The organism is Kribbella sp. NPDC043289 (assembly GCF_056436705.1).
Genome location: NZ_JBWKCB010000003.1, coordinates 89,832 through 109,751, shown reverse-complemented (window position 1 = coordinate 109,751; position 19,920 = coordinate 89,832). Strand labels below are relative to the sequence as shown.

The 19,920-nt window shown below is 68.4% G+C and carries 18 protein-coding genes; 8 read left to right on the top strand and 10 right to left on the bottom strand.

What is annotated here, in order from left to right:
• The first annotated feature begins 13 nt into the window (after positions 1–13).
• Entirely contained in the window at positions 14–445 is a 432-nt protein-coding gene (locus tag AC0662_RS18870; RefSeq protein WP_478302081.1) for a GNAT family N-acetyltransferase, read from the top strand.
• Here AC0662_RS18870 and AC0662_RS18865 read toward each other — a convergent pair.
• Together AC0662_RS18865 and AC0662_RS18860 are read right to left on the bottom strand one after the other, a co-directional pair.
• On the bottom strand, positions 442–786 hold the full coding sequence (locus AC0662_RS18865; protein ID WP_478302079.1) for a YciI family protein: 345 nt from the start codon (positions 784–786) through the stop codon (positions 442–444). The genes AC0662_RS18870 and AC0662_RS18865 overlap by 4 nt on opposite strands.
• Positions 783–1,736 carry an aldo/keto reductase gene (locus AC0662_RS18860; RefSeq protein WP_478302077.1) on the bottom strand — a complete coding sequence of 318 codons (954 nt, stop codon included), beginning with the start codon at positions 1,734–1,736 and terminating at the stop codon, positions 783–785. The genes AC0662_RS18865 and AC0662_RS18860 overlap by 4 nt, the downstream gene beginning before the upstream one ends.
• 139 nt (positions 1,737–1,875) lie before the next feature.
• Here AC0662_RS18860 and AC0662_RS18855 point away from each other — a divergent pair, with 139 nt between their 5' ends.
• On the top strand, positions 1,876–2,445 hold the full coding sequence (locus AC0662_RS18855) for a TIGR03086 family metal-binding protein (protein WP_478302075.1): 570 nt from the start codon (positions 1,876–1,878) through the stop codon (positions 2,443–2,445).
• Here AC0662_RS18855 and AC0662_RS18850 read toward each other — a convergent pair.
• The 3 genes from AC0662_RS18850 to AC0662_RS18840 all read right to left on the bottom strand — a co-directional run bounded on the left by AC0662_RS18850 (position 2,416) and on the right by AC0662_RS18840 (position 5,071).
• Complete coding sequence (locus AC0662_RS18850; protein ID WP_478303402.1) at positions 2,416–3,591, bottom strand: hypothetical protein; 1,176 nt, start codon at positions 3,589–3,591, stop codon at positions 2,416–2,418. The two genes, AC0662_RS18855 and AC0662_RS18850, sit on opposite strands and share 30 nt — an antisense overlap.
• Complete coding sequence (locus tag AC0662_RS18845) at positions 3,575–4,648, bottom strand: glycosyltransferase family 2 protein (RefSeq protein WP_452197160.1); 1,074 nt, start codon at positions 4,646–4,648, stop codon at positions 3,575–3,577. Before AC0662_RS18845 ends, AC0662_RS18850 begins: the two co-directional genes overlap by 17 nt.
• Positions 4,649–4,717: 69 nt before the next feature.
• Positions 4,718–5,071, bottom strand: coding sequence for a GrpB family protein (locus AC0662_RS18840; protein WP_478302072.1), 354 nt, complete (start codon positions 5,069–5,071; stop codon positions 4,718–4,720).
• A gap of 431 nt (positions 5,072–5,502) precedes the next feature.
• Here AC0662_RS18840 and AC0662_RS18835 point away from each other — a divergent pair, with 431 nt between their 5' ends.
• Positions 5,503–8,352 carry a S8 family serine peptidase gene (locus AC0662_RS18835; protein WP_452197162.1) on the top strand — a complete coding sequence of 950 codons (2,850 nt, stop codon included), beginning with the start codon at positions 5,503–5,505 and terminating at the stop codon, positions 8,350–8,352.
• A gap of 39 nt (positions 8,353–8,391) precedes the next feature.
• On the opposite strand, the gene AC0662_RS18830 is transcribed toward AC0662_RS18835, so the two are convergent.
• Genes AC0662_RS18830 through AC0662_RS18810 form a run of 5 tightly spaced genes read right to left on the bottom strand, consistent with a single transcriptional unit; the run spans position 8,392 to position 14,543 of the window.
• Positions 8,392–9,996 (bottom strand): ABC transporter ATP-binding protein, encoded by a 1,605-nt coding sequence (locus tag AC0662_RS18830; RefSeq protein WP_452197163.1) that lies wholly within the window; start codon positions 9,994–9,996, stop codon positions 8,392–8,394.
• On the bottom strand, positions 9,993–11,132 hold the full coding sequence (locus AC0662_RS18825; RefSeq protein WP_478302070.1) for a serine hydrolase domain-containing protein: 1,140 nt from the start codon (positions 11,130–11,132) through the stop codon (positions 9,993–9,995). Before AC0662_RS18825 ends, AC0662_RS18830 begins: the two co-directional genes overlap by 4 nt.
• A complete protein-coding gene (locus AC0662_RS18820) occupies positions 11,132–12,019 on the bottom strand; it encodes an ABC transporter permease (RefSeq protein ID WP_478302068.1) in 888 nt (295 codons plus the stop codon). Before AC0662_RS18820 ends, AC0662_RS18825 begins: the two co-directional genes overlap by 1 nt.
• Positions 12,016–12,993, bottom strand: coding sequence for an ABC transporter permease (locus AC0662_RS18815; protein WP_452197166.1), 978 nt, complete (start codon positions 12,991–12,993; stop codon positions 12,016–12,018). Before AC0662_RS18815 ends, AC0662_RS18820 begins: the two co-directional genes overlap by 4 nt.
• Positions 12,993–14,543: an ABC transporter substrate-binding protein gene (locus AC0662_RS18810; RefSeq protein WP_478302066.1), complete on the bottom strand. Its 1,551-nt coding sequence runs from the start codon at positions 14,541–14,543 to the stop codon at positions 12,993–12,995. Before AC0662_RS18810 ends, AC0662_RS18815 begins: the two co-directional genes overlap by 1 nt.
• Before the next feature lie 137 nt (positions 14,544–14,680).
• Between AC0662_RS18810 and AC0662_RS18805 the strand changes: the two genes are divergently transcribed.
• The 5 genes from AC0662_RS18805 to AC0662_RS18785 all read left to right on the top strand — a co-directional run bounded on the left by AC0662_RS18805 (position 14,681) and on the right by AC0662_RS18785 (position 19,919).
• Entirely contained in the window at positions 14,681–15,244 is a 564-nt protein-coding gene (locus AC0662_RS18805; RefSeq protein WP_452197168.1) for a TetR/AcrR family transcriptional regulator, read from the top strand.
• Positions 15,241–16,098: an LLM class F420-dependent oxidoreductase gene (locus AC0662_RS18800; RefSeq protein ID WP_478302064.1), complete on the top strand. Its 858-nt coding sequence runs from the start codon at positions 15,241–15,243 to the stop codon at positions 16,096–16,098. The genes AC0662_RS18805 and AC0662_RS18800 overlap by 4 nt, the downstream gene beginning before the upstream one ends.
• Before the next feature lie 85 nt (positions 16,099–16,183).
• Complete coding sequence (locus AC0662_RS18795) at positions 16,184–16,390, top strand: hypothetical protein (RefSeq protein ID WP_452197170.1); 207 nt, start codon at positions 16,184–16,186, stop codon at positions 16,388–16,390.
• 10 nt (positions 16,391–16,400) lie between these two features.
• On the top strand, positions 16,401–17,966 hold the full coding sequence (gene aceB, locus AC0662_RS18790; protein ID WP_478302062.1) for a malate synthase A: 1,566 nt from the start codon (positions 16,401–16,403) through the stop codon (positions 17,964–17,966).
• A gap of 156 nt (positions 17,967–18,122) precedes the next feature.
• The gene (locus tag AC0662_RS18785) at positions 18,123–19,919 is read left to right on the top strand and encodes a peptide ABC transporter substrate-binding protein (protein ID WP_478302060.1); all 1,797 of its coding nucleotides are present in this window, start codon (positions 18,123–18,125) and stop codon (positions 19,917–19,919) included.
• The last annotated feature ends 1 nt before the right edge of the window (position 19,920 follow it).

The following is a 19,920-nucleotide window of genomic DNA, read 5'->3' as shown; positions in this document are numbered from 1 at the left end:
GGAGGCTGGCCGAATGCGGATCAGTGCGATCGAAGAGTCCGAGTTCGACCGGGCGGCCGAGCTGTGGGAGGCATCGGTCCGGGCGACCCACACCTTCGTCACCGAGGCGGACCTCGACGTCTTCCGTCCGCTCGTACGGGCGTCGTTCGGGGAGATCGCGCAGCTCGCCGGCTTACGGACCGACGACGGGCTGCTGATCGGGTTCATCGGCGTCGAGGACGGGAACATCGAGATGCTGTTCCTCGACCCGGTCTACCGGGGGCGCGGCGGCGGCAAGCTGCTGCTGGAGCACGCGTTCACGGCGTACGCCGCCACGTCGGTCGACGTCAACGAGCAGAACCCACAGGCCGTCGGCTTCTACGAACACCACGGCTTCCGAACCGTCTCCCGCACCACCCACGACTCGACGGGCAAGCCCTACCCGATCCTCCACATGGTTCGTTAGCCGGCGACCTCCAGGATGTCGATCGGGGTGTACGGGTCGGCTTCGGCGAAGCGGAGGGCCCAGTGGATGGCTTCCTCCTTGGAGTCGACGCGGATGATCGAGACGCCCGCGACCAGTTCCTTGGTCTCGGCGAACGGCCCGTCCAGCACCCGCGGCTGGCCCGGCGCGGGGAACGTCACGCGGGCCCCGCGGGAGCTCGGCATCAGCCCCTCGCCGAGCACCAGCACCCCGGCCTGACGCATCTCTTCGAGGACGGCGTCCGCCCGCTCGAGGATCTCCGGGTCCGGCGGGTTGCCGGCCTCCAGCTTGGCGTTGGTCTTGTGCAGCAGCATGTACCTCATAGCCGTGACCTTAATGCCGTCCAGAACTCCGGCGGGATCTCCAGCTCGTGCCACGCCGCGACTTCGGCGATCTCCCGCGGCGTCCGCGCTCCCACCACGACAACCGGTACGGCGGGGTGCCGCAACGGGAACTGCACCGCGGCAGCCAGCAGCGGTACGTCGTACTCCCGGCAGAGCGCTCGTAGCCGGTCGATGCGCTCCAGCACCTCCCGCGGGGCCCGCGCGTATCCACGAGGTACCCCGTCTGCGGTGTCGGCGAGGACGCCGCCCTGGAACACCCCGGCGGCGAGGACCGCCACCCCGAGTTGCTCGCACAGCGGCAGGAGTTCCTCGGCGCCGGTCTGGTCGAGCAAGGTGTACCGCCCAGCGAGCAGGATGCAGTCGGGCCCATCGACTCCGGTCTCGCGCAGGAACCGGGCTGCGACGTCCGCGTGGTTCACGCCGAGCGAGATCGCCCGGATCGTGCCCCGTCCGCGCAACTCGGACAGCGCCCGGAGCGCTTCCGTCGAGGCAGTCGCGAAGTCCAGGTCCGGGTCGTCGATGTGCAGGACGTCGATCCGGTCGATCCCCATCCGCTCCAGGCTCGCCTCGAACGAGCGGATCGTCGCGGCGTACGAGTAGTCCAGGCGCGGGCCGATCCCGGTCGGCGGCTCGGCCCAGATCGGCTGCAGGTCCGGCCCGCCCGGCTCGATCAGCCGCCCCACTTTGCTGCACAGTACGAAGTCGCCGCGGGGTCGCCCGCGGAGCGCCAGCCCGGCCCGCTGCTCGGACAACCCGTAGCCGTAGACCGGCGCGGTGTCGAAGAGCCGCACGCCCAGCTCCCAGGCCCGGTCGATCGTCGCCACCGCCTGCTGCTGCGGCACGGCCGCGAACATCCCGCCGATGGACGCCAGCCCCAACCCCAGCTCGCTGACCCGCAATCCTGTCCGCCCGAGCTCCACCGTCCGCATTTCCCCCACGCTAGAAGGCAGCACCGACACTCCAGGCCATCACAATCGCTGGCGCGCCGGATCGCCCCGCGTGGCGGCGTACCGGCTCGCCGATTGTGATGGCCTGGAGATCCGCTGCGGTTGGGGGCACCATGCGTTCATGGGTGAGATCGCGGAGCGGTACCGGCGGCGCGCGGATGCCTTCGAGCGGAAGGTCGCGGCGGTCCGGCCGGACCAGTGGGAGAACCCGTCACCGTGCGCGAAATGGACCGCGCGGGACGTGGTCGCGCATGTCGTCACGATGCATGCCGCGATGCTGACACCGGTCGCGCGGAAACTGGAGCCGGCCGACGACCCGCTGCACGCGTTCCAGGAGGCGAAGGCCGCGATCGAGGACGTTCTCGACGATCCCATCGCCGCGTTGACCGAGACCGACACCCCGGGCGGGCGGATGACGACCGAGGAACACATCGACCAGGTGGTCTCCGACGACCTCGTGCTGCACGGCTGGGACCTCGCGCGGGCGACCGGTCAGGACGAGACGATGGACGCCGGCGACATCGAGCGCTTGTGGGCCACTGCGGTCGCGATCCCGCCGGAGCTGATGGCGAAGTACCGGACGCCAGGCGCCTTCGGCGAGGGCATCGAGGTGTACGGCGCCGAAGTACCCGTGCCGCCCGACGCCCCGCTGCAGGACCGGCTACTCGGTCTGCTCGGGCGTGAACCCTAAGAGCTCGGGGAGCGTGCTCGGGGCGTAGTACGTCGTCGGGTCGGTGCAGGTGGGCGCGGCGGTGAGCTGGGCCGGCTCGCTCATCAGGAGCGCGTGACCCTTCGCGATCGCCGGGGCGAGGTACTCGTGGCCCGGAAGGTTTGCGACCGCGGTCCGGCAGCCGAGCGCCATCCCCTCGAAGAGCGCGGTGGTCGAGACGCCGACCTGGTACGTCGCCGACGCGAGCAACTCCAGCGTGTTGCCGCCCGTGGAGAGCTGGACGCCGGCCGGAATCGTGTAGTCCTCGGGACGCTCGCTCGGGTGCAGGCGATACAGAACCTCGAGGTCCGGATGCGCTTTCGCGACGGTCGCGGCGACCTGCACGAGCTCCGTCCCGATCGTGCCCTGCGAGAGGAAGACGACCCGGTTCGGTTCCTTCGGGCCGACGGGTGGCAGGAACGGGGCGCCCATCACCTCGGTCCGCTGGCCGGCCGGGAGGTCCGCGACGTCGATCCAGTACGAGCCGAAGCACCACAGCTCGTCCGGCTGGTCGGCGACGGCCGGGCGGCCCGGGTAGCTGTAGCCGAGGTGGAACGGGCTGATCGCGCCGTGCTGCAGCTCGACGACGCGGATCCCGAGATCGCGCGCGGCGCCGACGATGTGCTGGTGGAAGTACGCCACCACGAGGTACACGGTCGTGATCCGGTGCTTCTTCAGCAAGGCGCGGTACAGGGCACGCAGGCGCAGGTGCTTCGGTACCTCGCGGGCGAGCAGCGCACCCACCGGGACGCGGACACCGGTGAGTTTTTCCAGCGTGTCCGCGACGCCGCGGTCGTCGACCGTGCCGCGGTGCACAGCGCCGGCGGCGGAGGTGAAGAAGTCCAGGTTCTTGCTGCCGGCCAGCGGGGTGCCGTTGATCCCGGAGTCCAGGATCAGGGCGCGGTCGCCGAGGGTACGGCGGAGCTCGTCGGTGTAGATCTCGACACCGTTCGGTTTCCGCGGATGCGGTACGACGAGAGCGTCGTACCGGCCCGGGAAGGGCGTGCGGGTGACGACGCCGCTGACGTGCCGCGCGACCAGCGCTGCCTTGTCGTACGGCGTCCGCCGGACCGGGTGTGGCGCGCCGTGGATGCCGCTGCGGCGGGTCAGCTCATGGAAGACGCGCATCCGGATGATCGGCCAGGGACGAGTCCCCTTGATCTGCCACTGGAGCAGATCCAGATCGCTCTCCACCGTCCAGATCGCCCGGCACAGGTCCGCCACCGTCGGCGGTGTGCTCGGAGGTGTGGTCGGCGCCGTGCCGTTCCCGGTACTCGTCATGGTTGATCCCTACTATCCCGGCGAGACTCCCGACGCCCGAGAAGAACCGGCGGACTGCCTTCAGCAGGTGCGTCTTCCGGCCGAGCAGCAGCCCGGCGAGGGCGAACCCGATCGCGGAGATCACCCGGGCCGAAGCATAGGCCAGCACCAGCACGTAGCTGATCGCGCCCGGGCGGATCAGCAGGCGGCTGATCGTGTCGCCGCTGCCGGAGCGGAACGCGCGCCGGACCAGCCAGCGCAGCGTGGTACGGCCGACCGGGACCTCCTCGGCGATCCAGGCCTTCTCGCACCACACGATCCGGAACCCGGCGCGGTGCACGCGCAGGAAGAAGTGCAGGTCGCTGGAGCCCGTGTAGCGGAACGCGGGATGGAAGCCCGGGGTGACCGAGTGGTAGACCCGCCGGCTCACCAGGGTGTTGTTCGTGTACGCCTTGCGCAGTTCCTCGCCGGTCGGGTGCTTGCCGGTCGAGTCGTGGACGTCGCTGTAGAGGTTCCACGGCGGGGCGCCGTCCGGAAGGTTGCCCTTCACCGGGCCGGTGACAACGTCGGCGCCGGTCGCCTCCCAGGCGGTCAGCAGCGCCTTCAGCCAGCCCGGCGGGGCGACCTCGTCGTCGTCCACGAAGATCAGCGCGTCGTCGTTCCAGCACAACTCGACCGATCGCTCCCGGGCGAACGGGATCCCTGGCTCCGGTTCCACCACGGACTCGATCGGGTACGGCGTACCGTCCCCGAACTCTTTCAGAACCCGCGCGGCCGACCCTTCCGCATCGTTGTCCACCACCACGATCCGGATCGCATAATCCCCGTCGGAGGGCAGTTCCTGAGCCTGCAAACTCGTCAACAACCCTCGCAACAGAGCAGGTCGCCTGAAGGTAATCACCGCGATGGCGACACTCGTGCTCATGGCGCCCGAGACTATCGGTCCACGCCAACAACCGCCCATCCACCGGGTGTGACATCAATCCACCCCCACTCATGTATCACTGGGGCCGCACTCCCATCCGGTGCGCTGGGCCCACTCGTCCGCGCGGCGAATGGTCTGCCAGAACCAGGGGAGTTTCGCCTCGGTGTAGGCGGCGCCGTCGTGCGGGTGCTCGGCGGCGAGCCGGCGCTTCAACGACGCGTACGGCGCGAGCTCCGCGGAGTGGGCGCGGAGGTAGTGCGTTGTGAAGCAAGGTTGAGGTCGTTTCGGGAGCGTGCCGGTGGTGGTGTGGGGAGTTGTGTTGGTCGTTCTGGGTGGGTAGTGCTCCCCGGTCGTGCCGGGTCTGCCTCGTCGGGGCGGGGTTGGGGAGGATTGTGGCCCGATTCGGGAGGAAGATCCTCCCACGCCGCGTCGTGGGCCTGCGGGGGCAAGCCCGCGGGGTGGTTCACCACTGACGTTGTCCCTGAACAGCGCGCAGGCAGGCGGCCAAGGGGCCGTTTCAGGGGTGAGCCGCTTGACGATGACAACCTCAACGTTGCTTGACGACGCAGTAGTCCGAAACCGGCCGGTGCCGAAAGCAGGGTCAGCCGGTGACCGGGTGTCAGCGTCCTTTCCAGACGTTCCGCCAACCACGGTCGCGCGACCAGCCCGGACCGCCGAGCCGGCGGAAACAATTTGGTGGCGAGCACCGTCGTCGGCCCGGAAAGCATAAATCGCGGTCCGTTGTAACGCTTGGGATCAATCGAACGATTTAAGGCCGTGGCCGAATCTCATCGGCCCGTCCCGTCATGCCCCTGGGAGTTGTGGTGTTTCCGTCCCGTTTACCGCATCTGGTCGTGTCCGCGGCTGTGATCGCGGCCGGTCTGGTGGTCGTCACCAGCTCGTCCGGTAGTGCCGATGTGTCCGCTGCTCCCAACGTGCGCCGGGTGAAGTTCCAGCCCGGCACCGCGAGCGGACCGGCGTACGACCCCAAGTCGGTGATCGTGCAGTTCAAGCCGAAGGCCACCAGTTCGGCGCGCAAGGCCGCGCTGGCGAAGGTCAAGGGCACGCCCAAGGCGTCGGTGACCGCCGACGTCGTGACCGTGACCGGTGACGTGCCGGCGCCCGAGCTGCTGAAGAAGGTCAAGGCCGATCCGACCGTCGAGCTCGCCTCGCTGAACTACATCCGGCGGAAGTCCGCGACCCCGAACGACTGGCTGTACGCGAACTACCAGAAGTACCTGCCGACCGTGCGCGTCGACAAGGCGTGGGATCTCTCGAAGACCGCGGGCAGCCAGACGATCGGTGTCCTGGACACCGGTGTCGACGCCGGCCACCCGGATCTGGCCGGCCACCTGCTGCCGGGCTACAACACCTTCAACACGGCGCTCGCGCCGACCGACGGCGACGGGCACGGTACGGCGGTGACCGGCATCATCGCGGCCGGGACCGGCAACAGCACCGGCATCGCCGGCGTGGCCTGGAACGCGAAGGTCCGGCCGATCAAGGTGCTCGACGACACCGGCTCGGGTGACGACACGAACTTGATCAATGGCCTCAACTGGGCGGTCAAGAACAAAGTCCGGGTGATCAACATGTCGCTCGGTGGTGAAGGCGACGACCCGGTCCTGCACACCGCGATCAAGAACGCGGTCAACGCCGGTGTCGTCCTGGTCGCCGCGGCCGGCAACACCGGCGGCGACTCGTCGAACCACTTCCCGGGTGCCTACCCGGAGGTCCTGTCCGTCAGTGCCACGACCCCGGCCGGCGTGCTGACCAGCTTCAGCAGCTACGGCGACGCGGTCGACATCGCCGCCCCGGGCTACGACATCACCAGCACGGCACCGCGTGACCAGACCCCGGCCGGCTACGAGCCGTACTGGCTCGGCCTCGCGGGTACGTCGTTCTCGTCCCCGATCGTCGCCGGTGTGGCCGCACTGGTCCGTGACAAGTGGCCGTCGTACACCCCCGCCCAGGTGATGGCGCGTCTGAAGGCGACCGCTCGCGACGCCGGTCCGCGCGGCACCGACCCGTACTACGGCGCGGGCATCCTGGACGCCTACCAGGCCCTCGGCGGCAAGTGGACCACAGACTTCCCGCAAGGCGCCGCGGACAAGAACGACCAGCCGGCCCGCGCGGGCGAGCTGATCGCCGGCGTCGCGGTCTCCGGGACGATCAGTGTCGAAGGCGATGTCGACTGGTACAAGCTCCCGTCGAGCGCCGCGCACTCGGCGCGTATCGACCTCACCGGACCGGTGTTCGACTCGGGCACCTACGCGCAGAACTTCGGGCCGGTCATCTCGGCGTACGACAGCAATCTCAAGCCGTTGGCGTTCGTCCAGAAGCCGGAGCCGCCGGTGGACAGCCAGGGGTACGAGATCCCGCAGGCGCTGACCGCTTCGACGTACGTCAACGTCCCGGCCGAGACGATGTACATCGCCGTCCGGAACGCCAACGGTTCGCGGGACAGCCGCGCGTACTCGCTGAAGCTGATCAATGCGGTCGGCACCGGCGGCACCGCGCCGATCCCCGCCTACCCGGTCGTGGACGCGCAACCCGGGGATCTGTCCTCCGGCGTCTCGATCCTTGCCAAACCCACGATCACCTTCCCCCGGAACGTCGACGAGAACAGTGTCGTCAACGGTGGCGTGAAACTGCTCAACGGCAAGACCGGTGCGGTGATCCCGACGACCGTCACGTACGACCACACCGTCCGCCGGGCGGAGATCGCGCCGGCGTCCCCGCTCGCTGAGGCAACGCCGTTCCGGATCGTCGCCGACGGTGTCGTCTCGCTCGATCCCACGGTGCCGATGGTGCCGTTCACCTCGGTGTTCAGTACGGAGGACCGCCTTCCGGGGCCGGTGCAACTCGTCGGGGTCGGCGCCTATCTGGCCGCCAACCTGACGTGGACGATCCCGCCGACCACGGACCTCGACCAGGTGATCATTCGCCGCAATGTCGGGAGCAAGGCGCCGACGACGGCCACCGGGACGCTCGTGTACGCGGGCACAGGGTACTCGGTGAAGGACACCGGGCTCGCGCAAGGTACGACGTACACGTATGCCGCCTGGATCAAGGACCGTGCCGGGCACTACAGCGCCCAGCCCGCGGTGAAGCAGTTGCTGGGGATGAAGTCGGGGATCAGCGTGACGTCGACGCTGATCAACTACGGCGGCGCGATCACGATCAAGGGCAGCACGCTGCGGATCGACAACCTGGCGTACGCCGGGTTGCCGGTGAACGTCTACGTCCGGCCGAAGAACTCGTCGAAGTTCACCTTGCTGGCGGCGCTCAAGACGTCGTCGACCGGGACGCTGTCGCTGACGCACAAGCCGCTCGTGTCGTCGGTCTACATGCTGACGTTCCCAGGGAACGGGATCCTGATGGGCACCCGCACCGCCGACGTCACCGTCCAGATCAAGCCGACGATCTCGGCCACCCTGTCGCCGGCGTCCATCCGCCTCGGCGCGACCACCGCCTTCAGTGGGTACGTCGCGCCCGCGCACGCCGGCCAGACGGTCTACCTGCAGCAGTACGGCAGCAAGGTGTGGAAGTCGATCGCTTCGGTCAAGCTGAGCACGTCGGGTAAGTACGCGTTCGGCATCAAGCCGGCCGTGCGTGGCCAGATCGCCTACCGGGTCTTCTTCCCGGGCGACGCCGACCACGCCCCGGCGTACACGGTGAACAAGATCGTCACCATCAGCTGAACACCAGCACGGGAGGGCCGCCTGGCCCTCCCGTGCTGGTCAGGCTGTGGTCAGCGTGTGACCGGGGATCGCGGCGATCAGTTGCTTGGTGTACTCCTCGCGCGGGGACCGGAAGATCGTGTCCGGGTCCCCGGACTCGACGACCTGGCCCGCGCTCATCACGTAGACATGGTGGGACACCAGCCGGACGACGGCCAGGTCGTGGCTGATGAACAGGTACGAGAGCCCGAGCTCCTGCTGCAGCGAGACCATCAGGTCGAGGATCTGTTCCTGGACCAGCACGTCCAACGCGCTGACGGCCTCGTCCATGACCACCAGTTCGGGGTTCAACGCGAGAGCACGGGCGATCGCGACTCGCTGCCGCTGACCGCCCGAGAGCTCGTGCGGGTAGCGGTCGGCGAACGAGGCCGGCAGGGCGACCTGGTCCAGCAGCTCGGTCACCGCCTTCTGGCGGGCTGCGGCGTCGCCGATCTTGTGCACCCGCAACGGCTCCGCGATGACCTGCGCGATCGTGTACCGCGGGTCCAGCGAGCCGTAGGGGTTCTGGAACACCGGCTGGACCGAGCGCCGGAACGCCATCAGCTCCTTGCCTCGCAACCCGGAGATGTCGGTCCCGCGGTACCGAACGGTGCCGCCGTCCGCATCCTCGAGCCGCAGGGCGAGACGGGCAGTCGTGGATTTGCCGGAGCCGGATTCGCCGACGATCGCGACGGTCTGTCCGCGCGGGATGACCAGGTCGACGTTGTCCACGGCCAGGAACGGTTCGGCGCGGCCACGGAGGCGGTACTTCTTGACGGCGCCGGTCATCTCCAGCAGGTTCTCCGGCTCCTTCGCACGAGCGGGCGCCACCTTCGCACTGGCCATGCCGGGCGCCGCGGCCAGCAGCCGGCGGGTGTACTCGTGCTGCGGTTCCGCGATGAGTTCGGCGGCCCGACCGGTCTCGACGATCTCGCCGCGATACATCACCGCGACCCGATCCGCCCGCTCCGCGGCGAGCGCGAGGTCATGGGTGATCAGCAGTACGGCGGCGCCGAGCTCGGACGCGAGCTGCCCCATCTGGTCCAGGACGAGACGCTGCACGGTCACGTCGAGCGCGGACGTCGGCTCGTCGGCCAGCAGTACCTCGGGCCGGCACGCGAGCGCCATCGCGATCAGCACCCGCTGCCGCATGCCGCCGGAGAACTCGTGCGGATACTGGTTGAAGCGCGCCTCGGCATCGCTGATACCCGCCTCGCCGAGCAGCCGGACCGCCTCAGTACGAGCGGCCTCCCCTTTGGCCAGACCGTGGACCTCGAGTGCCTCGACGATCTGGGCCCCGATCCTCATCACCGGGTTCAGGTTCGTCATCGGGTCCTGCGGAACCAGGCCGATGCGGTTGCCGCGGATGCCCGTCATGCGCTTCTCGCTCGCCGCGGTGACGTCCAGATCGCCGAGCATGATCGTCCCGCCGGAGATCCGGCCGTTGTCGGCCAGCAACCGGTTCACGCACGCGACCAGGGTCGACTTCCCGGAGCCGGACTCGCCGACGATCGCGAGCGTCTCACCCGCGGCGACGTCGAGGCTGACGTTGCGGACGGCTTCCACCTCGCCGCGCGAGGTGGTGAAGGCCACCGACAGGTCGCGCACCTTCAGGATGGTGGTCATCGTTCCTCGTTCGCGGTCTGATCGAGCAGGTGTACGGCGCCGTCCAGCAGCGTCGCCTGAATCTGTGCGCCGGTGACCAAGCCGTCCATCCGAGCGCCTATCTCCGACTGGGTCCGGCCGAGCGTGCCGTAGAGACGCATGGCCCCGCCGGCGATCACGATCGGCCGCTCGAGTCCGAGGGCGAAGTACGTGCCGGTGAAACCACCGTGCTGGAGCAACGTCAGCGGACCTTCACCGGTCATGATCTGCGTACGCCGGAACCCGACCGCCTGCTCCGGCTGGATCGCCGCCGGTCGGGCGAATCGCGTCAGTACCTCGCGCAGCTCGTCACTCTGGAGTGCGGCGCCGAGAAGCAAGAGATCGTCGACCGTGCTGAACAGACCGGCGTGCCCGGCAATGCCTCCCAGCGCATGGGCTGCGTTGCCGTCGTCGACCTCGCCCCGCAAGCTTCGCCATCGCCAGCCGTCGAACGCGTCCGGAGCGAACGGGACGGCGTACGGCCGGCCGGTGGCGATCATCTCGAACTCGTAGCCGTCGCCGTCCGCGCTGGTGACGGCTTGATCAGCTGAGATCGGACCGTACGACGCGGTGAGCGACAGCGGCTCGGCGATCAGCTTCTGGAAGGCCTCCGCCTGGCCGAGCGTCGTGATGCGTTCGATGATGTGTCCGGCCAGGATCAGTCCGAGGTCGGAGTACCTCCACGTCGTGCCCGGCGCAGCGGCGTGCGGAACTGTCTGAGCGCGGAGCAGTGCGTCGTCGCGGTCGCCCGGTTCGCAGTACAGCGGCCACCAGGGCTGGAGGCCGGCTGTGTGCGTCAGCAGTTGCTCGACGGTCGCATCGACGTGGAAGTCGGGCAGATACCGCTGCGCCGACGCCTCGAGATCCAGCGAGCCTTCGGCCATCAGGAACATCGCGAGCGTGGTCGTCGAGGCGACTTTGGTGACCGAGGCAAGGTCCAGGAACAGTTGGCGAGTCATCGGTACGCCGACCGATTCGGCACCCGGAAGCACCGCCCAGCCCCCGGCGTGGACCTGGGTCTCGCCGCCGATCCGGACTCCGGCGATGGCACTCGCCGGGTGCTGGTGCTCGCCGCCGAGACTGAGCAGCCGGTCGACGACATCGCCGAGCACGGCCATCACCGGGCTCCGGTCCTGGGGTCGAGCGCCGCACGCAGGCTGTCGCCGAGAAGGTTGAGGCCGATCACCGCCAGGATCAGCGCGGTCCCCGGGAACAGCAGCATCCACGGCGCGACGCTGGTCAGCGTCTGGGCGTCGTACACCATGCCGCCGAGCGACGCGGCCGGCGGCGGCGTACCGAAACCGAGGAAACTCAGCGCCGCCTCGGTCAGGATCGCCCAGGACAGCGACAGCGTGACCTGGACGACCAGGAGGCCGCGCATGTTCGGGAGGACGTGCTCGAACAGGGTCGAGAACCGGCTGCGCCCGATCGCGGTCGAGGCCAGCACGTAGTCGGCGGTGCGCAGCGTGAGCACCGGCCCGCGGGCGACGCGGGCGAAGATCGGCAGGTAGACGATGGCGATCGAGATGCTGACCGTGACCCAGCTGCGCTTCAGCGTCGCGGCCAGGGCGAGCGCCAGCAGCAGCGACGGGAACGCGAAGAGCACGTTGGTGACGACGCCGACGATCCGGTCGACCAGTCCCTGGTAGTAGCCGCCGAGTACGCCGAGGACGGTCCCCGCGATCGCGGCCGCGGCCACCGAGACGATTGCTATCCGCAACGAATTGGCCAGTCCGGAGGCAACCCGCGAGAAGACGTCACGACCGAACTGGTCGGTCCCGAACCAGTGCGCCGAGCCGGGAGACTTGAGCGCGTCCGCGACGTTCTGGTGCGCGGGGTCGTACGGCGTCAGGCCGAACAGCGACACCAACGCGACGACGAGAACGAGCAGCATCAGGACCACGCCGACGATGCCGGCCGGCGTCCGGAACGCCTGCAGCCAGGCCCGGGTACGCCGGGGCGCATCGATCGGTACATCGGGGACGTCGTGCAGCTCGGCGCTCATCGGACCCGCGCTTTCGGGTCGACGAGTCGGTAGACGAGATCGGTGAGCAGGTTCACCAGCACGAACATCGTGGCGATGATCAGCACGGTGCTCTGCACGACGGCGTACTCCTTCTGGGTGAGGCCGAGCAGGACCTGCCGGCCGATCCCCGGGATCGCGAAGATCTGCTCGGCCACCAGGGCGCCGCCCAGCAGGAAGCCGAACTGCAGGCCGGTCATCGTCACCACCGGAATCAGCGCGTTGCGCAGGATGTGCCGGATCTGCAGGCGGCGCTCGGGCACACCCTTGGCCCGCGCGGTCCGGACGTAGTCCTCGGCCCGGATGGACAGGATCGCGGTCCGCGTGGTCTGCAGGACGGGCGGAGCGATGCTGATGCCGAGCACGAGGACGGGCAGGATCATCTGCTGCAGGTTGAGCCCGGGGTCCTGGGCGAACGTCTTGAACCCCTCGCCGTTCGGATACCAGCCGAAGGTGTTCGCCAGCCAGCTGGCCAGGACGGTGGCCAGCAGGAACGACGGAACGGACAACGCCAGCAGGCTGCCCAGCTGGGTGAGGTTGTCGCGTGCCTTGCCGGGGCGGCCGGCGGCGACCACGCCCAGCGGCACACCGAGGAGGAGGCCGGCCAGGATCGCCAGGACGGCCAGCTCGAGCGTGTTCGGCAACGCCTGCCCGGTCAGCTGGGCCACGCTCACGTGCGAGGTGGTGGAGACGCCCAGATTGCCGGTCAGGACTCCGCGAAGCCAGTCGAAGTACTGGACCGGCAGCGACTTGTCGAGGCCGTAGTACGCCTCGAGGGACCGGACCTGCTCGGGTGACAGCTCACCGGCGGCGGTGCCGTACGACGCCGTGATCTGGTTGCCCGGCACGACCCGGAGCAGCACGAAGGTCAGCACGGACACGCCCACCAGCGTCAGGACGGCCTCACCGATCCGTCGCGTGACTGGATGGCGCGCCAGGACACGGACGTTGTTCATCAGGACAGCGAGGCCTTCCAGAGCGTCGACAGGCTCGCGTCGCTGCGCGCCTCGAAGTTGGAGACCTTGGTGTTGACCGCGATGAACTCCTTCGGCGTGAACAGCCAGACCCAGGCCGCGTTGTTCACGAGCTGGTCGGACAGCTTCTTGTACGTCGCCTGCCGCTTGGCGGTGTCGGTGGTGGCGATGCCTTCGGCGAACAACGTGTCGAGCTCCGGGGAGCTGTAGCCGGCCACCTTGTTGTAGCTGCCGGTGGACGTGAAGTACCGGGCGTACATGGTGTTCGGGTCGGCGCTGCCGCCGTTCTGTGCGATGGCGGCCTCGAAGTCACCGGCTAGCCACTTCTGCACGTAGGTGTTCGAGTCCAGGGTCTGCACGTTGACCTTGATGCCGACCTTGCCGAGCTGGGCCTGGACGTTCTGTGCCTCGTTGACCGCGGTGGAGTACAGGCCCTGCGACGTGATCAGGTTCAGCGCGAAGCCGTCGGGCTTGCCTGCCTTGGCGAGATAGTCCTTCGCCTTCGCGAGATCCTGGTTCGCGCAAGGCTGCGCGCTCGGGTCGGACTTGAACTCAGGGGAGGTGATCGGCCCGGTGATGTCGCCCGCGCCGAGCGCGGCGGAGTCCACCACCTCCTTGCGGGCGATCGCGCACTGGATCGCCAGTCGGGCGTTGACGTTCGTCAGCGCCGGAGACGTCGCTCGGAGCTGGAGCACGTGGTACTGCAGCGAGGCGACGGTGTCGACCTTCACCTTGTCGGACGTCGCGGTCTTGGCCGTCACGGGGTTGTCGAAGACCGCCACGTGGACCGATCCGGTCTTCAGCGCCGAGACCATCGACTGGTCGTCGGGGATGATGCGGAACTCCAGGTTGGCCGCGCCCGGCTTGCCACCGGCGAAGTCCGGGTTGCGCTGCAGCGTGATCGACTCGTTCGGCGTCCGCTTCGAGAACTGGTAGGGACCGGAGCCGATCGGTTTCGTCTGCAGGCTGTCGACCGTGACGTCCGATGGGACGATCCCGGTGTTCACCCCGGTCAGCCCGACCGGGAACGACGCGTCGGGTTTCTTCAGCTTGACCACGACCGTGGTCGGGTCCGGCGCCGCGACACTGGCGACCGAGGCGAAGTACGACTTCGAGCTGGCCTTGGAGTCGGGGTCCATGATCTTGTCGAAGGTGTACTTCACATCGGTGGCGTCGAGCGCGGAGCCGTTGGTGAACTTCAGGCCCTTCTTCAGCGCGAAGGTGTACGTGATGCCGTCGGCCGAGACCTTCGGGAGCTCGGCCAGGCCGGCGATCGGATTGTGGTCCGCGTCGGTGTCGAGCAGGGTCGAGTAGATCTGCGAGAGCACCTGGATCGACTGCTCGGACGTGCTGGTCCACGGGACCATCTGGGTCGGATCCGCGGTGATACCGAAGACCAGCGTGGAGTCGGCGCCGGCCGACCCCAAGCCTGGAGAACTGTTGCCTGAGCACCCGGCGACCAGCAAGGCGGCGGCGGTAACGGCGGCACCAGCACTGAATGCGCGGCTGCCGGCGCGGCTGACCTTGGACACGAGAGGCCTCCTTGGCATCGGGTGTGTCGACTGAGTGTCCTGAGGACACTAGGTCAATTTCTTACCAGACTCGAACCTCGGTCGGCGACCAAATCACCACAGGTTGGTTTGCTGTACCTGTGGGTACAGTTGGCCGGATGGAGACCGTTGAGCGGCTGATTCGCAGTACGCAGGAGTTGTTGTGGGAGCGGGGGTACGTCGGGACCTCGCCGAAGGCGATTCAGCGGGCGGCGGAGGCGGGGCAGGGGAGTATGTATCACCACTTCGCGGGGAAGGCGGAGTTGGCGAAGGCGGCGATCGAGCGGTCCGGGGCTGACCTGCGGGAAGCGGCGGAGCGGCAGCTCGGCGGGGACGGGTCGGCGACCGAGCGGATCAGTGGGTACCTCGAGCGGGAGCGCGACGTGCTCAAGGGCTGCCGGGTTGGGCGGTTGACCGCAGATCCGGACGTGGTTGCGGATCCGGAATTGCGGGCACCAGTGGCCGAGACGTTCGCCTGGTTGCGGACGCGGTTGGCGGAGGTTGTTGCGGAGGGCAAGCGGGACGGTGAGTATCCGGCGACGCTGGATGCGGACCGGACGGCCGCGACGATCGCCGCCGTACTGCAGGGTGGTTACGTGCTGGCGCGGGCGGCCGGGTCGACCGAACCGTTCGAGCTCGCCGTTCAGGGCTTGATCGACTTGTTGCCGGAGGCTACGAAGTGAAAATCGGTGCGGTGTTCCCGCAGCTCGAGATCGGCGCGGACCCGAAGGTCGTGCGCGACTGGGCCACGACGGTGGAGGCGGCCGGGTACAACCACGTGCTCGCCTACGACCACGTGCTCGGCGCGGACCCGGCGAACCGCCCGGGCTGGACCGGGTACACCGACAAGTCCTTGTTCCACGAGGTTTTCGTCCTCTTCGGGTACCTCGCCGCGGTCACCACCGACCTCGAACTGGTGACCGGCGTGCTCGTGCTCCCGCAGCGGCAGACCGCGCTGGTCGCGAAGCAGGCGGCCGAGGTCGACGTACTGAGTGGTGGCCGGCTTCGGCTCGGCGTCGGCATCGGGTGGAACGCGGTCGAGTACGACGCACTCGGCGTACCGTTCGAGAAGCGCGCGGCGCGGATGACCCAGCAGGTCGAACTGCTGCGCAAGCTGTGGGCCGAGCCGGTCATCTCGTACGACGGCGCCTTCGATCACGTCGAGGAGGCGGGCCTGAACCCGTTGCCGGGCAGGGAAATCCCGATTTGGTTCGGCGGCGGTGCGGACGCGGTACTGCGACGTACCGGCCGGATCGGTGACGGGTGGATGCCGCAGTCGGCACCGGACGCGAACGCGCGGCGGCAGATCGCGATGATCCGCGAGGCGGCCGAGAAGGCGGGTCGTGATCCGGCGAGCGTCGGGATCGAGGCGCGGTTGACGCTGGGCGCCGTACCCGAGCAGGACTGGCAGGCCTTCGCGGAGGGCTGGCGTGAGCTCGGCGCGACCCACCTCTGCGTCAACACGATGAACATGGGCCTGGCGAAACCCGAGGACCATGCCGGCGTACTGCGTGAGGTCCTGCCTCAGCTCACGTAATCGGCGAACGGGCCGGGGCCGACGATGCCGGGGACGGGCTGTTCCACCGAGGTGACGTCGAACGACTCCCAGGCGGGCATGTTCGGTGTTGTCGAAGCCGATCACCCGTGCGTGGCGTGGCGGCTTGGAGGAGTTCACCCCCGGCGGACCGTTCACGGTGTCGCTCAACGTGAGCGGCGCCCGGGCGCGACTCCTCGTCCAGGGCAGTGAGGTGGCGGTGCAGGAGAAGGACGGCTGGATTACGGTCGGGGTAGATCGGATCACCGATCACGAAGTCGTAGTACTGGATTAAGGAGCTCCCCGTGTCAGTCGATGTCACCGGCCCGATGAACGAGCGGTACGACGAGATCCTCACCGAGCGTGCGCTCGGCCTGATCGAGACGCTGCACCGCGCGTACGACGGGCGGCGGCGGGAGCTGCTCGAGCGCCGCAAGCAGCGGGTCGCGGAGATCGCGGCCGGAGCCGCGCTGGGGTTCCTGACCGACACGAAGGACATCCGGGACGACCCGGAGTGGCGGGTCGCGCCCGCCGCTCCGGGCCTCGTCGACCGGCGGGTGGAGATCACCGGCCCGACGGACCGGAAGATGACGATCAACGCGCTGAACTCCGGCGCGAAGGTCTGGCTGGCCGACCAGGAAGACGCGAACACGCCGACCTGGGAGAACGTCGTCGGCGGCCAGCTGAACCTGCTCGACGCGATCACCCGCCAGATCGACTTCAGCACCGACACGAAGAGCTACGCGCTGAAGCCGGACGCCGAGCTCGCGACGATCGTCGTCCGCCCGCGCGGCTGGCACCTGCCGGAGAAGCACATCCTGGTCGACGGCGAGCGGACGTCCGGCTCGCTGGTGGACTTCGCGCTGTACTTCGCGGCGTGCGCGCAGCTGCAGCTCGACCGGGGGCAGGGACCGTACTTCTATTTGCCGAAGATGGAGTCGCACCTCGAGGCGCGGTTGTGGAACGACGTGTTCGTCACCGCGCAGGAGGCGCTCGGGATCCCGCGCGGAACGATCCGGGCGACGGTGCTGATCGAGACCTACCCGGCCGCGTTCGAGATGGAGGAGATCCTCTACGAGCTGCGCGAGCACTCCGCCGGCCTGAACGCCGGCCGCTGGGACTACATGTTCAGCGTGATCAAGACGCACCGCACCCGGGGTACGGCGTTCCAGTTGCCGGACCGCAACAGCGTGACGATGACCGTGCCGTTCATGCGCGCGTACACCGAACTACTGGTGCGGACCTGCCACAAGCGCGGAGCGCACGCGATCGGCGGGATGGCGGCGTTCATCCCGAGCAAGGACCCGGCCGTCAACGAGCAGGCGTTCGCGAAGGTCCAGGCCGACAAGACCCGTGAGGCCGGCGACGGTTTCGACGGCTCGTGGGTCGCGCACCCGGGCATGGTCGAGACCTGCCGCGCCGTCTTCGACTCCGTGCTCGGCGAGCGCCCGAACCAGGTCGACAAGCTCCGCGAGGACGTCTCGGTGACTGCCGACCAGCTCCTCGACGTCGCCGCCACGCCCGGTGCGGTGACCGAGGCGGGCCTGCGCAACAACGTCAGCGTCGCCGTTCAGTACCTGGCCGCCTGGCTGGAGGGCACCGGAGCGGTCGGGATCTTCAACCTGATGGAGGATGCGGCCACCGCGGAGATCTCGCGCTCGCAGATCTGGCAGTGGCGACAGGACCACGTCGTCCTCGACACCGGCGAAACCGTCACCACCGAGTTTGTCGAACGCATCGCCGACGAGGAGATCGCCAAGCTCGGCACGCCGGAGCGTTACGACGCCGCCCGCGCACTGCTCCTCGAGGTGGCGCTGGCCGACGAGTACGTCGACTTCCTGACGCTGCCGGCGTACGAACGCTTCAGCTGACACCTGAGCCGCCCTTGACCTGACAAGGGAGTAGCCGCCGCGACCACTGGTCGAGACCAATTACGGTTATGGCCGTAAAGCGTTGACTTCGCGCCCTGACGGTCCTACGGTCCCGACCATAAGTCGAGTTCCGGACGCCAGAAAGGCGGCACTCCCTTGACCAAGCGTGCGAGGACGAGCTCGGTTCCCCCTGCCGGTCAGACCCGGCGCGACTTCCTCCGGTGGTCCGGCCTGACCGTCGCCGCGATCGGCGGCAGCTGGTCGTTGACCGGGTGCGGACTGTTCGGCGACGACAGCAAGGCCGCCGCCGATGGGAAGTCGACGCTGACGATCGACTACGTGCCGGTCGAGGTGCTCGACCCGCAGGTGATCACCAACGGCATGTGGATCCTGAGCCGCGGCATCTCCGAGGGTCTGGTCGCCCAGAACGAGAAGGGCGACGGCGTCCAGCCGGCCGTCGCGAGCGAGTGGAAGGTCTCCGACGACCACCTGACCTACACCTTCACGCTGCGCGACAACGCCCAGTGGTCGGACGGCAAACCGGTCGTTGCCCAGGACTTCGAACGCACCTACAAGCGGCTGTTCACCCCGGCCGGCGGTTCGGCCGGTGGTACGACGCTCGGCGCGAACAGCTATCAGACCGCGACCGGGATCAAGGGCGCGCAGGACTTCCTGGCCGGTGTCCTGACCGACTGGACGAAGGTCGGCGTGCACGCGAACGGCGACCACGAGCTCGTCCTCACGCTCGCCAACCCCAACCCGGACTTCCTGCTCGCGCTCACCCACCCGGCGATGCTTCCGCTGCCGATGGATCTGGTCGAGGGCAAGCCGAAGGAGTGGCAGAACCCGCCGAACTACGTGTCCAACGGCCCGTACACGGTGAGCGAGTGGGTGGCGAACTCGAAGCTGATCCTGGTGCCCAACGAGAAGTACTGGGACCGCGACAAGGTCAAGATCGGCCGGATCCAGGTCAACCTGGTCGAGCCGAGCGCGGCAGCGACCGCGACGGTGCCGTACGAGAACGGTGAGACCGACCTGGTCCAGCTCGCGGGGCCCGACGTACTGCGGTTCCAGAAGGACGGGAACCTGTCGAAGCAACTCCAGCAGACCGCGAACTACAGCATTCTGTACCTCGCGAAGCTGCGCAGTCAGCACAAGGCGATGGAGGACGTCCGCGTCCGCAAGGCGCTGTCGCTGGCGCTGGATCGCAAGACGTTGGCCGGCGTACAACCCGGGCAGGAACCGGGCGTTTCGCTGGTGACCAGCCGGACCGCGGGCTGGGACGAGAGCATCGGGATCAAGGAAGACGTCGCCGAGGCGAAGAAACTGCTCGCCGAGGCCGGTTACCCCAACGGACAGGGCCTGCCGCCGGTGCGGATCTTGGTCGGCGCACCGGACACGACGCTCGCCGACGCGATGGTCGACAGCTGGACCAAGCAGCTCGGTATCAAGGCGAGCGTCGACCACGTCGAGGCCGGTGTGTACACCGAGCGGCGCTGGCAGGTCCAGAAGGGCAACTACATCGGCTTCTACTACGGCACGTTCGCCGGGCTGCCGACGTGGCCGACGATGGTGGGCTCGCTGTGGTCGCCGAAGAACGTGCAGGAGATCAGCCTGCCGAGCGATCAATGGCAGCAGTACCAGGCGCTGCAGGACGACAAGAACCTCAAGCCGGCCGACAAGACCGCGCAGCTGAACGCCGTCCTCACCGCACACGCCTCGGCTCCCGCGCGCGAGATCGGTGCCCTGGTGGAGAAGGCGAACCTCGAGACGGACGACGCGAAGCGGCTGGAGGTGTACAAGCAGGCCGCGAAGCTGCGCGAGGAGCAGTACCTGTACCTGCCGGTGCTCTGGCTGAGTCTCTTCCACGCGGTCAAACCGAAGGTGCACGGGCTCCAGCTCCGCGCGTACCCGGACTACTTCTACCTCAAGCCGCTGAGCGTAGGGGAGTGAC

Bases quoted from the DNA above. Each gene is read 5' to 3' on its own strand.
- AC0662_RS18870 (WP_478302081.1), top strand. From the start codon at position 14: ATGCGGATCAGTGCGATCGAAGAGTCCGAGTTCGACCGGGCGGCCGAG.
- AC0662_RS18865 (WP_478302079.1), bottom strand. From the start codon at position 786: ATGAGGTACATGCTGCTGCACAAGACCAACGCCAAGCTGGAGGCCGGC.
- AC0662_RS18860 (WP_478302077.1), bottom strand. From the start codon at position 1,736: ATGCGGACGGTGGAGCTCGGGCGGACAGGATTGCGGGTCAGCGAGCTG.
- AC0662_RS18855 (WP_478302075.1), top strand. From the start codon at position 1,876: ATGGGTGAGATCGCGGAGCGGTACCGGCGGCGCGCGGATGCCTTCGAG.
- AC0662_RS18850 (WP_478303402.1), bottom strand. From the start codon at position 3,591: ATGCGCGTCTTCCATGAGCTGACCCGCCGCAGCGGCATCCACGGCGCG.
- AC0662_RS18845 (WP_452197160.1), bottom strand. From the start codon at position 4,648: ATGAGCACGAGTGTCGCCATCGCGGTGATTACCTTCAGGCGACCTGCT.
- AC0662_RS18830 (WP_452197163.1), bottom strand. From the start codon at position 9,996: ATGACCACCATCCTGAAGGTGCGCGACCTGTCGGTGGCCTTCACCACC.
- AC0662_RS18825 (WP_478302070.1), bottom strand. From the start codon at position 11,132: ATGGCCGTGCTCGGCGATGTCGTCGACCGGCTGCTCAGTCTCGGCGGC.
- AC0662_RS18820 (WP_478302068.1), bottom strand. From the start codon at position 12,019: ATGAGCGCCGAGCTGCACGACGTCCCCGATGTACCGATCGATGCGCCC.
- AC0662_RS18815 (WP_452197166.1), bottom strand. From the start codon at position 12,993: ATGAACAACGTCCGTGTCCTGGCGCGCCATCCAGTCACGCGACGGATC.
- AC0662_RS18805 (WP_452197168.1), top strand. From the start codon at position 14,681: ATGGAGACCGTTGAGCGGCTGATTCGCAGTACGCAGGAGTTGTTGTGG.